The organism is Chondrinema litorale (assembly GCF_026250525.1).
GTDB lineage: Bacteria > Bacteroidota > Bacteroidia > Cytophagales > Flammeovirgaceae > Chondrinema > Chondrinema litorale.
In genome coordinates, this window is the sequence record NZ_CP111052.1 from 104,018 (window position 1) to 121,053 (window position 17,036).

Annotated in this window: 15 protein-coding genes; 3 read left to right on the top strand and 12 right to left on the bottom strand. The window is 33.0% G+C overall.

The features are described 5' to 3' along the window. Positions 1-265: 265 nt before the first annotated feature. The 7 genes from OQ292_RS31595 to OQ292_RS31625 all read right to left on the bottom strand — a co-directional run bounded on the left by OQ292_RS31595 (position 266) and on the right by OQ292_RS31625 (position 5,506). The gene (locus OQ292_RS31595) at positions 266-658 is read right to left on the bottom strand and encodes a hypothetical protein (protein ID WP_284688283.1); all 393 of its coding nucleotides are present in this window, start codon (positions 656-658) and stop codon (positions 266-268) included. 113 nt (positions 659-771) lie between these two features. Then, positions 772-1,686, bottom strand: coding sequence for an AraC family transcriptional regulator (locus OQ292_RS31600; protein ID WP_284688284.1), 915 nt, complete (start codon positions 1,684-1,686; stop codon positions 772-774). A gap of 11 nt (positions 1,687-1,697) precedes the next feature. Beyond that, complete coding sequence (locus OQ292_RS31605; protein ID WP_284688285.1) at positions 1,698-2,438, bottom strand: SDR family oxidoreductase; 741 nt, start codon at positions 2,436-2,438, stop codon at positions 1,698-1,700. Positions 2,439-2,543: 105 nt separating this feature from the next. Further along, on the bottom strand, positions 2,544-3,041 hold the full coding sequence (locus OQ292_RS31610) for a hypothetical protein (RefSeq protein WP_284688286.1): 498 nt from the start codon (positions 3,039-3,041) through the stop codon (positions 2,544-2,546). A gap of 19 nt (positions 3,042-3,060) precedes the next feature. Then, positions 3,061-3,999 carry a helix-turn-helix domain-containing protein gene (locus OQ292_RS31615; protein WP_284688287.1) on the bottom strand — a complete coding sequence of 313 codons (939 nt, stop codon included), beginning with the start codon at positions 3,997-3,999 and terminating at the stop codon, positions 3,061-3,063. Positions 4,000-4,110: 111 nt separating this feature from the next. Further along, positions 4,111-4,965: an SDR family NAD(P)-dependent oxidoreductase gene (locus OQ292_RS31620; protein ID WP_284688288.1), complete on the bottom strand. Its 855-nt coding sequence runs from the start codon at positions 4,963-4,965 to the stop codon at positions 4,111-4,113. A gap of 166 nt (positions 4,966-5,131) precedes the next feature. Then, a complete protein-coding gene (locus tag OQ292_RS31625) occupies positions 5,132-5,506 on the bottom strand; it encodes a hypothetical protein (protein WP_284688289.1) in 375 nt (124 codons plus the stop codon). A gap of 469 nt (positions 5,507-5,975) precedes the next feature. Here OQ292_RS31625 and OQ292_RS31630 point away from each other — a divergent pair, with 469 nt between their 5' ends. Further along, a complete protein-coding gene (locus tag OQ292_RS31630) occupies positions 5,976-7,049 on the top strand; it encodes an OmpA family protein (protein WP_284688290.1) in 1,074 nt (357 codons plus the stop codon). A 29-nt stretch (positions 7,050-7,078) separates the two neighbouring features. Here OQ292_RS31630 and OQ292_RS31635 read toward each other — a convergent pair whose 3' ends face one another. Next, positions 7,079-7,528 (bottom strand): DUF1572 family protein, encoded by a 450-nt coding sequence (locus OQ292_RS31635; protein ID WP_284688291.1) that lies wholly within the window; start codon positions 7,526-7,528, stop codon positions 7,079-7,081. 217 nt (positions 7,529-7,745) lie between these two features. Here OQ292_RS31635 and OQ292_RS31640 point away from each other — a divergent pair, with 217 nt between their 5' ends. Then, on the top strand, positions 7,746-8,714 hold the full coding sequence (locus OQ292_RS31640) for a succinylglutamate desuccinylase/aspartoacylase family protein (RefSeq protein ID WP_284688292.1): 969 nt from the start codon (positions 7,746-7,748) through the stop codon (positions 8,712-8,714). Between the two features lie 135 nt (positions 8,715-8,849). On the opposite strand, the gene OQ292_RS31645 is transcribed toward OQ292_RS31640, so the two are convergent. The 4 genes from OQ292_RS31645 to OQ292_RS31660 all read right to left on the bottom strand — a co-directional run bounded on the left by OQ292_RS31645 (position 8,850) and on the right by OQ292_RS31660 (position 15,714). After that, complete coding sequence (locus tag OQ292_RS31645; protein WP_284688134.1) at positions 8,850-10,592, bottom strand: RagB/SusD family nutrient uptake outer membrane protein; 1,743 nt, start codon at positions 10,590-10,592, stop codon at positions 8,850-8,852. An 18-nt stretch (positions 10,593-10,610) separates the two neighbouring features. Then, positions 10,611-13,883, bottom strand: coding sequence for a SusC/RagA family TonB-linked outer membrane protein (locus OQ292_RS31650; protein ID WP_284688135.1), 3,273 nt, complete (start codon positions 13,881-13,883; stop codon positions 10,611-10,613). A 168-nt stretch (positions 13,884-14,051) separates the two neighbouring features. Beyond that, entirely contained in the window at positions 14,052-15,020 is a 969-nt protein-coding gene (locus OQ292_RS31655; protein WP_284688136.1) for a FecR family protein, read from the bottom strand. 118 nt (positions 15,021-15,138) lie between these two features. Then, on the bottom strand, positions 15,139-15,714 hold the full coding sequence (locus tag OQ292_RS31660) for an RNA polymerase sigma-70 factor (protein ID WP_284688137.1): 576 nt from the start codon (positions 15,712-15,714) through the stop codon (positions 15,139-15,141). Positions 15,715-15,981: 267 nt separating this feature from the next. On the opposite strand from OQ292_RS31660, the gene OQ292_RS31665 reads away from it, so the two are divergent. Then, complete coding sequence (locus OQ292_RS31665) at positions 15,982-16,974, top strand: purple acid phosphatase family protein (RefSeq protein WP_284688138.1); 993 nt, start codon at positions 15,982-15,984, stop codon at positions 16,972-16,974. Positions 16,975-17,036: the final 62 nt, after the last annotated feature.

Sequence of the window (17,036 nt, forward strand, 5' to 3'; positions counted from 1 at the left end):
CCTTTTTTTACCTATTTCTTTGAAATTAATTCACCCAACGGATTATTCTTACTATATTTTCTGCTCTTTTTTGCCCAACAACTCCATCGATACTTCCCCTCAATTCCGCTTGTAGCCTTAGGGCTTCTTCCAAAAGCTAACTACCAGAAAGATGCAAGTTGTTTCAATTAATCAATAAGCTTGCTTAAGCTAATCGCTGGATTCAAGGACAATACACCTTCCCTTAAAGTAAATATTTTATTCAAAAGTACTTCTCTCATTTCAACTACCTAATTATTACATTAAGGGGAGACTCATAGGCGTGTTTTATATTGATCTCATCTCCTACTCTTAATTGGGTCTCAAATTTAGTCTTATATTCTTCAGGTTGTAAATCAAACTTTTGAGAATAACTGTTCCCATTAAAATTATAGTCAACAATAATTTGATAATATTTTACCCTATGCCCAGTTTGTTCATTCATGGTATAATTGACATAATCTATTGATTTCACTATTGCGGTATTATCTACTCCATCTTTTTCTATATCTTGGTTTTTATTATGCTCGACATAAAATAGCACACTCATAATCAACACAATAAAACCGACTATTTTTAGCATCAAAGGTTTGCCTGTTTTAGTTTCTTTTTCTTCGTGCTTGACTTTCTTTTTTTTCATATATCAATTCATTTTTGAATTTTAAGTATCACGAAAATATATCATAAATGAATTAAAAAACATAAGACAAAGCCACTTTGAACATACAGCCCGTCTTTAACTTTTATACTTAACTAATTAAACTTTTGCCGAAATGCTAGTGGAGATTGTTGAGTTTTCGCTTTAAACAATTTACTAAAAGATTGAGGGTGTTCGAAACCTAACTTATAAGCGATTTCTGAAACAGATAGGGAGGTTGAACTCAACAAATCCTTAGAATACTCTAAAATGTTATTCTGAATGTATTGCTGGGTGTTATATCCAGTTAATGAGCCTAACATATCACTTAAATAACGTTGCGAGACATTTAATTGCTCGCTTATAAATTGAACAGAAGGCAAGCCATTTTCTAAACCTTGATCAGTCGATACATACTCATCAATTAAAGCATCTAACCGACTTATTATTTCATGATTTACCACTTTACGTGTTATAAACTGCCGGTTGTAATAGCGATTACTGTAATTTAATAAGAGTTCTAACTGCGATACCAACACATCTTGACTGTACTGATCGATATTCGTTTCTATTTCCAAACCAATGGAATTAAACACATTTTGTACAATGTCTTTCTCTTTTGCTGATAAAAAAAGTGCTTCTGATACTGAATAAGAGAAAAAGCCATATTGGTTGATGGTTTTACCTAATGGGTAATTTCTAATAAAGTCAGGATGAAAGTATAAAACATATCCTTCGTAACTTTGGACATTATCTGGAGTAAAAACAACCTGTTTGGGTTTAAGAAAGGCTAAACCACCCTCTTCAAAATCGTAATATCCATGGCCGTATTTAACTTGTCCTCTAAACTCGTTTTTAAATGAAACTTTATAAAAATCTAGACTAACTTTTGCTCCATTTCGCAAGTTCTCAGTTTGTACTTTGCTGTAATCTACCAAAGCTATTAATGGATGAGATGGGGCTGGTAATCCTAAATCTCTTAGCAATTGTGAAATGCTTTTGAAATGATATGTATTTTCTTCTTGCTTCATAATATCAACATCTAATTCTGCACGGCCGGACGAATAACTATATCTCCCACTTCTACCTCTTTCGGTTGACTTATCGCATAAATTACAGCATTTGCAATGGCTTCAGGAGGAATGGCTATTGTATCCATTCTAGTCTGTGCGGCAATTTTCATTTCCTCATTTTTCATATTCTCTACAAAACTAGTTTTAACAAATCCCGGCGAAATACCAGTAATGCGTATGTTCCCATCAGACTCTTGACGGAAGGCTTCTGCAATTGTGCGAACTGCATTTTTTGTTCCTGCATAAACACCTTGCATAGGTACAATTTTAATTCCTGATGTAGATATGATATTAACAATATGCCCTGATTGTTGTTTTTTGAAAATAGGTATCGCTGCTGCCATTCCGTATAAAACACCTTTTAGGTTTACATCAATCATCTTATCCCAACCTTCAATATCCAATTCATCAATTCGACTAATTTCACTATAGCCAGCATTATTTATTATGACATCTAACTTACCATATTCTTCTATTGCCAGATTTACTAATTGAGCTAGATCAGATTTATTTTTTACGTTTACTGACTTGTAAACTACATGTCCTCCCTCTTTCTTAATTTGTTCAGAGACCTCTTTTAACTTTTCTATTCTACGAGCACCTAAAACTATTTTAACTCCGTTTTTTGCCAGTTCTATGGCAATGGTTTTACCAATACCACTGCTCGCTCCTGTAATTGCTACTACTTTATCTTTAATTTGGCTTTGCATAAACATTAGTATTTAATTATGTAGCAAAGTACCCACTTATCTAAATGATAAAAGTAGTCAGATTGGTAAATGATGTAGTTAGATTAGTATCTCTATCAAAGGAAATCAATTTAATATTTTAGGGGCAATCGTTTTTTCATTCCAATCAATGAACAAATCTGCTGAAACTTTAACATCAAAATACTGCCTTGACTTTACTACTATCCAATCATGGGGATAGTTTTCTTTAATTTGAGGTTTTTCAGGGAAATCTCCTGTAAGAATCTCACAATCTAAAATTTGAGAAAGCGACATAAGTAGTTTCAATCCGAATTGCTTTTCTAATGCAGATTTATCTTCATTTAAATTATCCCAGAAAATCAAATTCTTATTAATGTTTCCATAGATATAAAAAATATATCTAAAATCACCTTCATCCATCTCATGCATTTCGATTATTATGTCTATTTCTGTATTTTCATTTTCAAAGAATACTTCATTATACTTATCAAATTCATCAGTAATTATTATAGAAGAGATTGCTATTTTCAAGATGTCACTAAATGCATTTCGAAGACTTTCTTCTTGAATTTTTTGATTGAAATACATTATTAAAATTTCCATATCTAATATATAAGCAATATCAATTAAAAGACTTCCTGAATTCTACTGGTGAATATTTGGTCTTAGTTTTAAAGAATTTGCTGAAAGATTGAGAATGCTCGAAGCCTAATTCGTAGGCGATCTCTCCCACTGATAGACTACTTGTAGAGAGTTTTTCTTTTGCCTTTTCTACTAGTTTATTTTGAATATGCTGTTGAGCATTCTGCCCAGTAAGCGAGCGTAACATATCACTCAAATAACTTGGAGAAATATTTAAACAATCTGCCAGATATTGAACTGATGGCAAACCTTGATCTAACGATTTTTGCTCATCGAAATATGCATCTAAAATCTCTTCTAATTTTTGCAACATGGTAGTGTTCTCCGCTTTACGAGTGATAAATTGCCTTTTATAAAATCGATTGGCGTAATTTAATAAAAGCTCAATTTGAGAAACAATTACATCTTGACTAAATTCATCAATTCTACTATTCAATTCATCTTCAATTATTCGGAAAATGGAAAGAATTGTAGCTTTCTCTTTTTCAGATAGATGTAAAGCTTCATTCGCAGTATATGCAAAGTAATTGTATTGCTTAATCTTTTTGGCAATGGGATAATTAAGTAAAAAGTCAGGATGAATTAGCAAACTAACCTGTTGCTGAGTACATAGTGGGGCATCTATATTTTGAGTAGACTCATTTCTTCCTATTATTTGATTAGGAGCAGCAAATAGCATCCCTCCTTCATTAAAATCGAAAAAAGTCTGACCATACTTTAATGTACCGCCCATGTTTGGGCGAAATGATATCTTATAAAAGTTTAATACATGATCATGCTCAGGTGGTTGAAACGACACTAAATTATCAACTCCATTAATCATAGTAATTAATGGATGTTGAGGTGCTGGCATACCAAATGCATTTAAAGCTTCAGATAGCGAATCAAACCTTTTAGGAACATGTTCATTTTTTTTCATAAGTGTGTATTTGGTTAAATACCATTCTTAAACTGCAATAATTAATAGTTCATTCTTTTTAACACAAAAATCAACCGGTACAATTTCACTAGTACCGATTAATTCTAAAATTTATCCTTGTGCTGCATCAGAAACTGTTTTCCATGCTTCCCAAGTTTTTAATCTTTGTGCATAAGCTTCCTTTACCTCTGGCAAATTATTCTTACCTAAAAATAATCTTAAAGGTGGCTGTTCTGCATCAACAACTTTAAAAATGGCTTCTGGAGTAGCTTTTGGATTGCCTTGTTCTATATTTTTTAAGTTTCCTATAAACTGACTTTTCAAATTATCGTACTCCACTAAACTTTGAGAAAACTTTAAAGAATCTTGACTACCAAACTCTGTAGCATAAGCACCTGGCTCTATCATAGTAACATCTATTCCAAATGGTTTTACTTCTATTGCCAAACTTTCGTGAATCGCCTCAAATGCCCATTTAGATGAACAATAATAACCAATTACCGGATAAGCCAAATGACCAAGTCCACTTGATACTCCTAGAATATGCCCTTTGCCTTGTTCTCGTAATAGTGGTAATACAGCTTGAATCACTGAAACTGTACCTAATACATTGGTTTCATACAATGCGCGAATCTCATCAGTATTTGCTTCTTCAATGGTTCCCACAAGTGAATATCCTGCATTATTTAATACAATATCTAGCCTACCAAAATATTCATTAGCAGCTTCAACTGCCGACTTTACTTGATTTGGCTGTGTTACATCCATCTCTAAAGTCAATACTTGTTTGCCATATTTTTCTTTTAAGTCTGCGATGCTTTCAAACTTTCGTGCTGTTGCAACTACTTTGTCACCTCTTTCTAATGCTGCTTCTGTCCAAATTCTCCCAAAACCACGAGATGAACCTGTTATAAACCATACTTTTTCTGTATTGCTAGCTTCGCTTTTTTCATTTTGATGTGCCATATAAAATCATTTAAATTAGTCATGGCACAAATATCTGTGGATGGAATTTTCTTTTTGTAGCCTTATTGAGGAAGCTTGTAGCTAGATCGAGGAAGTTGGGTGAAAGTAATATTATTTAATATAGTAAGCTCAATTTTTCTTTTTCTTTCAATTGTTTAATAACTGTTTAAGCTAACCAAAACTCCATACTTTCATTAGGGTTCCAGCCAAGCTTTTGTAAACCATTTCCAATTTTAAATGAAAAAGTTGGTGTCCAAAAAGCTTTTATCAACCCTTCTCTCAACTCAAAATCATTAAAATTTTCATCTAAAATAAATCTTATTCCCTTTGTTGATATTCTTAAAGTTTGAGACTCTCCTGAACCACCTCCTACCAAGACATCACCCACTTCTCCATCAAAACTCTTTTCATTTTTAGGGATTGATTCTAAAAGTTGATATACAGCTATTTTCTTTATTGGATTTCCAAATATCAAATCAAAATCACTTGGACAATGGAAAAAATCTAATAGTTCGTGTTTATATTGATCGATTGCAGCCATTTTTCAAATTCTGTAAGCTTAGTTGAGGGAGTAACTTGAAGTAATTGTTTAATTAGACTATAGTTAGCACAATCTAATTTATATTTTCTTCCATCACTAACAGTGAAATAACAAAACTTTAGTTGCATCCATATTTCAGGATATTGAATTTTTAACATTCTATAAAATTGGAGTGCAATTCTAAAGTCATCCTCAATGAGTGCTGTTATTATATCTCGGACTACATAATACCATTGATTCTCAGATTGCTCTCAACTTCTACGAATACTATTATTATTGAATTTTACTATTTCAGACATAAAGTATCAATACTAACTATTTTAATTAAAAACAGGGTGATTTTATAAGTTTTCATAACAATCAACTTCATAAGAACTTTAATCCATTTTATTCGGATTCTGATTACACCTTTATAAATGTAATCTTAAAAAGACTTGTCGTTTGCTTAATAAAGAGTATTCTAATTACTATGCGTTACTTTCAAATACTTATTTTATTGCTCGCTTTTTCAAAGCTATATAGTCAAAACTTAATACCTAATCCAAGTTTTGAAAATCTAGAATTATATCCTTGCAATTCGCAATTATGTAACACTGGTAATGGATGCTGTTTTGAATATTATTGTTATCCATGGAAATCGAATTCTTTAAATGGATCGCCTGATGTATATACAACGAAATCTAAGAATTGGAATAAACTTACTGATATTTCAATAAAGAAAATATTACCTCATGATGGCAATGTTATAATTGGAACTTCATTAGGTGGAGAACATTTTTCTGTTCGATTAAATGAAAAGTTGAAGGTTGGAACAACCTATTATTTAGAATTCCATATTAAAAGTAGTAGAACATATTCTGATGCTTTGGGAATACTATTTAGTAATAAACCAGTAAAGCAAAAAAATGAAACTTTTAGCAAGCCTATTTTTGATTGTTATCCAACATTTAAAGTTAAGAATCCAATTAATGCTAAAGAATGGACAAAGTTAAGCTTACAATTCGAAGCAAAAAATGAAAGTGAATTTTTGACAATAGGTTTATTTGCAAAAGGAGGTATTTATACTCACCAAACATTCTACTCAGAGGATGATCTTTATATAGAAGATGATAAATCAGACTACAGTTTAGCTGGATATTATTTTTTTGATAGCTTCATTTTAAAAGAAGCAAATACTGATAGTGTTCAAGAAACAGAGTGGTTAGATTATAGAATTAGCAATCTTAAAGAAGATATATTTTTTTCAAGCTCAAACTCAGAATTGACTCAAAAAGGAAAATTAAAGCTTGAAAGATTTGCTAATAAATTGAACCAACTAAGTACTATTGGCAAAATACATATAAAAGGTTATGCTGATAACATAGGAAAAAGTAGTAGCAATGAGATTCTCTCAAAAAAACGTGCTTTAGTAGTTCAAAATGAATTATATAATTATAATATTGAAAAAAATAAAATAATTATCGAATACTATGGAGAAAGTAAAAATATAGGTATTGCAGACTCCTTATATCGAAAAGTAGAAGTCTTTTTTCAACTAGATTAAAGTGTTATTTAAGGTATACTGTTGCTGCACTAACCCTTCTCTAAAAGCCGTCTATGGTAATTGATTTGCCCTAAATGATAATTTAAGTGGGAGTGCAAGTGCATGAGTGTAAATGCCATACCAGTTTCTTTTTCCCAAATTATCATTGGAAAAGTCCCTTTTAAGTCCTCATCTGTAAGTTGATTTAAGCCTTGATTCACAACTTCTATCGTCTCATCTATTTGTGTGTAAATATGGTTTCTATCAACAAATTTTGCCGAGAACTCAAAATCTCTCTGCCTTATGTAATCTGTATTAGCTAATCCGTTTCCTATATAAGTTTTGAGGTTGCCGACTAAATGGAGACAAAGATTTCCCCCCGAATTGCTTATCGAGTTTTCTACCTTCCATAAAGTAGATTCATTTTTATAGAGAGATATTTCTTGTTTTAGCTTTTTTAAGTCTCTATTAAATAATTCTTTTAGTACTTCAATCATCATTATCGAGCTTATTGTTTCCTCACTATGTTTTAGATATCATAAGATAGTACATTTTTTTACTTATTTGAGTTTATAATAATGCACAAGTCGATTAAAATATAGCACATACAAATTCTGATTTGTTTTTTATAATTGCACTGAATTGGAAATGCATTTGAGCGGGTTGATGCTTTGCTTTTTTAGCTAATAATTTCATGTTGACTTATTAAATTAAAAAATGAATACAAAGGGATTGATAATTCTTGGGGAAAGTATTCTGCCGGGGGAGAGCAAAAAGCTAAACCTAAATATGGCTCGTCTTTTCACAAATACTTTAGTAGAAGTACCTGTTTATGTAGAATCTGCAAAACTTCCTGGACCAACAGTGCTTATCACTTCAGGCATACATGGAGATGAGATAAATGGTATGGAAATAGTAAGGCAGGTGATTTCAAAAAAAATCAATATCCCAAAAAGAGGAACTATAATTTGTATACCAGTTATAAATGTATTTGGGTTCATCAATATGTCGAGAACTTTTCCAGATGGAAGGGATTTAAACAGAGTGTTTCCGGGAAGTGTGAAAGGATCGCTTGCTAGCCGGTTTGCACATCATTTTGTATCTGGTATTCTGCCCAACATCGACTTATGTCTAGATTTTCATACCGGTGGCGGACAAAGATTAAATGCTTCGCAAATTAGAATTGAACAGGGTAATGAAGAGTTAAAAAAATATGCTGATATTTTTCATGCACCGTTTACTGTGTATTCTAAAAATATTCCCAAGTCTTTTCGCTCAACTTGCAAAAAAATGGGGATTCCAATTTTATTAAATGAGAGCTGCAAAGCTTTACAATCTGACAAAACGATGGCTAAAAATGCTGTTGGCGGAATTATGCGCATATTAGCTCATCTAGACATGTTGAATAAAAAATTTACTGCGCCTGACCCTCAACACAAAAACATTGTAATTACAACTACTAAATGGATAAGAGCAAGCAGGTCAGGATTTTTACATCCAAAAATTGCTATACATGACTTTGTTAATAAGGGTGATGTAATTGCAACAATTGTTAGTCCCTATGGCGACTCAAGACATGTAATAAAGGCGCCAAATGATGGATATGTTATCAATGTAAATGAAGCACCAATGATTTACCAAGGTGATGCTATTTTTCATATTTCTACTAAACTAGAAAAAGACTAACTCTCTAGAAATGTTTGTTGAATGGATTAAAATCATCACGCTCCTACTCTATATAAAAAAGACATTCGCAGCTATTTTACAAGTGCGAATGTCTTTATATTAATTTGAGCAATTGATCACTTCAATCCCTTATAATTAATATCCTTCATTTTGGATTAAATAACTTTCCACGTTAGATGCTCCATCAATGGCATTTTGCGGAATTGGGAATAATCTATGAAGCGGATTACTGTCTGTTTTTTCTGTCCAAGAATCTTCGTAGTGTCCAAAACGAATTTGATCGCCACGTCTGAAACCTTCCCAGTAAAGTTCGAAACCACGCTCTCTGTAAAGTATTTCTAAATCAATAGCAGTAAGTGCTGCTGGAATTGGCTCACGAGCAGTTCTAGATGTTCTCACTGTGTTTACATCGCTCAATGCACCGGTGTTATCACCTGTTCTCAATTTAGCTTCAGCACGCATTAAGAATATTTCAGCATAACGCATCATTACTAAATCTACACTACTGTAATTATTTCCATTTGGCGAAGTATGGCTAAACTGGTATTTCGAAACACGATATCCTTTTGAGTGTAATCTGCCTTCGTTGGTAAAATCGACCTGTAGCTCATGGTTTACATATCCCACATCTTTATCAGGACCATTACCTTTGGTTTGTTTTACAGGATAAATTCTGTATCCTTCATCACATGTATAAAAAGAACCATTATCATCTTTTCTAGGTCCCCAAATTACACCACGAATAATACCTCTATTAATTTCGTAATCTTCGGCAGCCATGCAATAGTAATGGTCTTCATCATTTAATGGTGAAAAACCAATAAGATCTTGTAAAGCTTCAGGTATAATCTGGTTTTCTTGGTAGAATCTAGCATCTGCTTCTGCCGGATCAACATCTCCGTAAGCATCTACCCATGTTTGATAAAAATCTGGTGTAATTGCAGGACCATCTGTTCCATCTGCACTTGGGAATTCTGGTCTTGGAAACCATGAACCAGCCAAAGACCAATATGCCCAACGGCTGTGTTCTCTGTTTAAAACACCACGTTGGTCTAAAGCAAATATTAGTTCAGGGTTATCGTGGTTTTCATCATTGAAAAGATCAAAGTATTCTGGTGAAAATGAGTAAGCACCTGAATTGATAATGTTATCTGTATAAGTGATTACATTGGCCATATCTTGCGCAGTGAAATCAGGTGTACCATAAGGATCACGATAAACAGCCGCATTCAAATTCAACCTTGCTAAAAATCCCCAAACGGTTGCTTGGTTTATTCTTCCTGGGCCTTTAGTCGTATTGATCAAATCAACCACAGATAAAAGTTCGCTTTCAATGTAATCTATTGCTTCTTGGGCTCTAAGAATTTCAGAAAGTTCGTCTGATGATTCTTTTTTAAATGCTATGCCCCAGCTATCTAACATCAACATATTTAGATAAGCTCTCAAAGCTTTCATTTCGTAGAGTGCTCCTTCTGCTTCGGTGTTGCCCTCTTCTGCAAGCGGAGTTAATACCTCAATGGCAGAAAGTGCTCTAGAAATATTTACAGTTACTTCGTTCCAAGAACTACTTACTAAGTCGTTTGCTGCTGAAATTTCGTGAGAATGAGCCTCTAAGAATTTACCACCATCGTACCAGTCTGTTCCGCCTCTGTATGGTAATATAGCTTCATCAGCAGGAATTAGTTGTAAACCATAGTAGTTGGTATGTCTCCAAGTCCACGAAATTTGTCCATAAGCAGGAGCAATAGCACCGCTAATCACCTCTGCCTGTCCGCTTCCTTCAAGAGATTCATCTAAAATTTCTTCTTCTAAATCGGTACAACCTACAAAAGACAATAAACTGATACCGAATAATGCTATTATAAATTTATTCTTCATGTTGAAGTTTATTTTCGATTAGAATGATACGTTTAAGCTTATTAGAATTGTTCTGGCTTTTGGATAATTGAAATAGTCAATACCAAAAGTTTGTATGCCATCTAGTGAAAGATTGGAGTTAATTTCAGGATCATATCCACTGTAGTCTGAAATCACAAATAGGTTTTGTCCGGTTAGTGATAAACGAATAGTATTAATCACTCCATCAAGACCTATAAGAGAAGGTTTTAAGTTATACCCCAAAGTGGCATTGTTCAAACGTAAAAAACTACCATTTTCTAAATATCTTGTAGATACAGAATTTGAATTGGTAAAGTCTTCATTAGGATATTGAGTAGGTAAATCTGTGGTATTGAAATTAGAAACTAACAAGCCTTTAGTGAATAAAGACATAGCAGTATGGTTATACACTTTATTACCAGAAACTCCATTAAAGTTGAATCCTAAATCAAAGTTTTTGTATTGTAAGTTGATGTAAAATGCATAGATCATATCTGGTAATGCACTTCCTACAACTCTACGATCGTCAGATAAAATACTTAAACCATCCTCTCCTATTCCTGTAAACTCTTGCATATAGAATGATCCGATTCGCTCTCCGTTTATGTTACCATTAATAGTAGCATCTGTTTGTCCAGCTCCTTGTGCTGCACCAGTGGTTAATACTTTATATGGAGAATTTACAACTTCATTATTAGTATAAGCTAAGTTACCTCCAATGTTGAATAGGAAATCTTTGTTTAAATCGCTTTGGTAATCTAAAGAAAGTTCGATACCGTTATTTTTGATCTCCATATCTGGAATATTTGTCCAGTATTTATTCGTAGGCTGAATTGGATCTGCCGGAGTCACTTCTAACAAGATGTTTTCAGATACTTTATTGAAGTAATCAAGTGAACCAGATAATTTGTTATTGAAAAACCCAAAATCTACACCCACGTTTGTCTGCGAAGAAACTTCCCATTGGATATCTGGATTTGCTAAACGAGTAAAAATAGTTCCGTAAGGATAGTCTTCAATAGAGCTTTCTGTTCCATCAATTGGATAAGTATCATTATCTGCCTTGCTATCTGTATAGCTCAACTTCGTGATCTTAGCAGGAATTTCTTGGTTACCTGTTTTTCCCCAGCTAGCTCTCAATTTAAGGTTACTTATTTTTTGAGAACCACTTAAGAAATCCTCATTCATAATGTTCCAACCTAGTGCTACTGAAGGGAAATAACCATATCTGTTATTACCACCAAATTTTGAAGAACCATCAGCACGCATAGTAGCTGTAATCAAATACTTATCATCAAAACCATAATTTACCCTTCCGAAGAAAGATTGCAATTCGTTTTGTACTGCATATGTATTTAAATAAGTTGGCGTACTCTCTCCACTAATCTGATCTTGATATTCTGGATCAATACCGTTGTCTGAGAAGCCTTCTAAGTTAAAACTCTTTTGGTGCTCAAAAGTCTTTTGATAAGTATGCCCAACCAAAAATGTAAAACTATGGCTGTTTTGGAGTAAACTATAAGTTAATGTATTCTCTACCAATGAATTTTTGTTGGTAGTATTAACCGTATTCAACGAACCGTTTATGTAATCTTCTAATAAAGAATAAGGCTTGTATTGTACGTCTCTGTTGGTAGTAGAATAATCTACACCTAAGTTTAATTTATACGTTAATCCGTTTATGATTTCGATAGAAGGTGCAATATTCGCTAAAATACGGTGATTAACTGCTTGATCACTGTAAATCTCCTCGCGAGTAAAAGGATTAAGCATATTTTCCAACAAAGTAGGTTCTCCGTCAGTATAAGGTGCAGTTGTTGGATTCAATTGCAACATGTTTGATACAATAGACCTAGAGTCTGCTCTTAAATTCTCAGTTCTGTTAGCTGTTAAATTAAATGCTATTTGTAAACGATCATTTAAAGTAGTTTGATTAAGATTTAATCGACCAGAATATCTTTTCAAATTACTTCCTCTCAAAATACCTTCTTGATCATCTACTCCTAATGCAGAATAATAAGAAAACTTGTTAGCACCACCACTTAGCGCAAGGTTTACATTTTTAGAATATGCTGTTCTGGTTAATTCGTCTTGCCAGTCTGTATCAGCACCATTATCATCTAATGTACCTCCAGCAGCCACTACCTGAGTACGAAATTCATCTGCACTAAATACACCTACTTTGTTAGCCAAGTTAGAAAATGCTGTAGACACATTTACGTCTACTTGTGTTCTACCAGATTTTCCCTTTTTGGTTGTAATTACTATTACACCATTTGCTGCTCTTGCTCCATAAATTGCTGCTGCAGAAGCATCTTTTAACACATCGATACTCTCTATATCTTGTGGATTTATAAAGTTTAAAGGGTTAGATGCTAAACCTGTTTCAGAATTATCTAAAGCAAAACCATCAATTACATAAAGTGGAGTTGTACCTGAACGCAAACTACCTACACCACGAATAATTACATCTTGTGCAGCACCCGGCTCACCACTCACATTCGAAACATTTACACCAGCAACTTTACCTTGTAAAAGCTGTCCCGGATTAGCTACAACACCTTTGTTAAAATCTTTACTCTCTACAGAGCCAATCGAACCAGTAACATCAGCCTTTTTCTGAATACCATATCCAACTACAACAATTTCGTTAAGTGCAGAAAGATCAGCAGAAAGAGCTATGTCAAATGTTGTTTGGTTTCCTATAGCCACTTCAAGCTTTTCGTATCCTACATAAGAGAATACTAGAGTCTCGGCATCATCTGGAATAGACAATCTAAAGTTTCCATTAAAATCGGTGATTGTACCTAAGTTAGTACCTTTTACAATAACTGAAGCACCTATTAGAGCTTCGTTAGTTTCTGCATCTAGTATTTTTCCAGTAATTACTTTATCGCTAAATTCCTCAATTATTGGCTTTACATCAGCTCTGTTTTTTCTAGGAATTGCATAAATGGTTTTATTAACTCTACGAAAGTTGAATTTGCTTTTTGAAGCGATTAATTCTAGTACTTCGTGTAAGTTGCCATTTTTAATATCTAAATCAATAAATACTTTCTCTGTTTTTACTCGGTTCCCATAAGTAAAATTAAATTCAGTGTGTTTTTCTATTTCGCTAAATACATTCTCAATGGAAGTATTTTTTAAATTTAATGTAATGTCTACCTCCATTAAGCTTTGGCTATTGGATGGCTCAGCGATCAGGAATTGCATGGCAACTACCTGTACTAAAAAGACATAAATTGCTTGTTTTGATGCAAACATCAATAGTTTTAGTAAATCTAATTTCATAATTTTGTTATAAGTTGAAACAATAAATATGTTCCCGAATCCATTTCTCGGGAATAAGAAACAAGTCCGAATACTGCGCCAACAGGTTCGGGCTTTTTTTATCACTTACCCAGTAAGTAATAATTTGTATCAGATTTAAATTGAGGTCTTTCTATAAGCTTTTTGTTTTTAGTTAATACATCCATTTCCATCTATTATAATTACACCACTTTCATCGAAGTGATAATCAAACTTTACTACATATTGGAGGCCGTCTAGTACATTGGTTAATTTTTCATCTTCGTACTTTCCTCTTATTAAGCATTCATTAGAAGCAGAATTTCGTATCTGAACTTTCGCAGTATAAGTGTGCTCCAGAATTTTAACTACTTCTTTAAAAGGCATCAAATCAAATTCTAATGACTTGCTTATCCATGAGTTATACCACTCAGGATTCACCTCATTAGTAGTTATATCACCTAAATGTTTCGAATAATTCGCTTGTTGACCTTTAGAAAGCACAACCTCCTTTCCTATGGCATTGGCTGCCACCTTTACTTTTCCTGAGTTAACTGTAACTTCTATATTTTCAATGTCAAAAGCTCGTATGTTAAAAGATGTGCCTAAAACAGTTGTTACCACATCTCCCGAACTTACTGAAAAAGGTTTTGCAGAATTTCGCATCACCTCAAAATAAGCTTCTCCCTGTAAAGTAATTTCTCTTGAAGTTGCTGAAAACTTCTCTGGGTAGGTTAATTTACTATTAGAATTTAATACTATAACAGAACCATCGCTTAGTGTAAGATTTAACCTCTGGCCTTCCGTAGTGGATTTTGTTATATAATTAATTTTTGGCTCTTGCGGTTTGTAAAGATAAGCTGAAATGCCAATGCCTATTAATAAGATTACTGAAGCCGCAATTTGCCAAACTCTATTTCTATTTCTTATTTTTTCTTGATGCTGCTCTAATCTTTTAATTTCTATTCTAGAAAGAATTGTTTTCCTTTTCTGCTCTCTTTGTGCTTCATCCCAATTAGGTGCTAATGATCCCTCTTGAACAAGTTCTTTGTAGATTTTTTCATATAGAACTTGTTCTTCAGGCGAACATAGACCTTCATTGTATTTTTTAGCGAGCGGTATGAATTCTTCCTTTTTCATTTAGTTGTTTATTAGGAAGTATATCAAACAAGTATGATTGGGTACTCTGTTTTAAATATTTTTTCTTATTTAATATTGGGGCAACAATGAGATAAAAATAGGTTCATAAAAAAAAATTTTAATTGAGAAATTGCTCCATTATTATAATTACAATCGCAATGTCTAGCGATTTTCGTAGGTATTTTAAAGACTTTTTCATGTGAGTCTCTACAGTAAAAACAGATATTCCCAGCTTAGTTGCTATTTCTTTATTAGATAGATTTTCATACCTGCTTAAGTAAAAAACTTCCCTACTTCTATTAGGCATTGAAGAGATTGACTCCTTAATTAAGCTTTGAGTTTCAACAGTAGATATATAGTCTTCAACATTATTTCCGATAAAATGGCTCTCGATTATTTCGGCTCTTCTATCTATAAACTTAATCTTTTTAATGTGGTTTGTAATTTGAAATCTTACTGCCTGATAGAGATATGCGCGAATATTTTTAATTTCAATGCTAGAAGATCGAACTAAAAGATCGAGAAATATTTCTTGAACAATGTCTTCACAAATTACCTCATCACCAAGTACTTTGTAAGCAGCAATATACAATTTTTCCCAATATCTATTGAATAACTCCTGAAAGGCAAAGTTGTTTCCCTTACTTAATAAGCTATTTAATTCCTCATCAGGTAGACTCTTAAATTCTGACACTTTCACGCTTTTTTTTTAATAACCATAATAAAAATTATTTGAAGTTAAGTGAATCAGAAATGAAGAGCTACAAATTTGAGTTACCAAATTTTTAATTTTTTATATACATCCTTTTTAAATCTATAAAATATTTCTTTTGTAAAGAATTATCCGCTTAACTACTTTGGCGCAAAGTAAATTTATTGTTTTATTTCTAATCGTTTATTATAAAATAAGAAGAAAGATTTGTGCTTTCTTTGACTTTTTTATGGGATTAACCTTTTAATAATGTATAAAAACAGCAAAATTAACTTCTCATTTGCTATTCTATTTTTTACAGTTATTCCATTTACTGCTTGTTATGGGCAGCAAACAACTAATAATGTAAAGCAAACAAAAACGCTTCGTAAACTCGAAAATGCTGTAAATTTTATAGTAATGGGAGATTGGGGTAGAAATGGTGAAGACCACCAGCAGTTAGTGGCAGATCAGATGGGAATTACAGCAGCAGAAATTGGTGCCGATTTTATTATTTCTACAGGCGATAACTTTTATCCAAGTGGTGTTATTAGTGAGTTTGATCCTTTGTGGCGCACATCTTTTGAAGATATTTATACAGCATTTGCGCTTCAATGGGATTGGTACCCTGTGTTAGGCAACCACGATTATAAGTCTAATCCTGATGCACAAGTTGCTTATTCTAAGATTAGTAGACGATGGAAAATGCCTGCTAGGTATTATTCTAAAAAAATTAAAATTCCGGGTACGAACGAAGAAATGTTAATCGCATTTATCGATACCAATCCACTAATACCTGAATTTTACAAAAACTTAGAGTATGGCCCTAATGTTCAAACTCAAGATAGTACCACACAAAAGCAATGGTTAAGAAAAGAGCTTAACAATAAATCTTCAAATATTACTTGGAAATTTGTGGTGGGACACCATCCAATATTTACTGGTAGCGATGCTAGAAAAGAGGGGTACGATACAAAAGCAGTAAGAAATTCGATCAAGAAATTGATTGATGAAGAGGAAGTTGATGTATACCTTGCCGGACACGATCATAGTTTACAACACATAGCTCCTAAAGGTAAAACACATTATTTTGTTTCTGGTGCTGCTTCTGAAGCAACACAAGTAGGCATGTTGCCAGATAGCAAATTTGCGCAATCTGAATACGGGTTTATGCTATTTTCTGTAAATGCTGAAATTACTTTAGTACAAGTGATTGACTACAAAGGTAATCTATTGTACGCATCAGAAATCAATAAGAATTAAATTGGGTTTGTAACCTTATCAGAAAGGTGTATTAATGAAATTATATTTGTAATATTTATTTA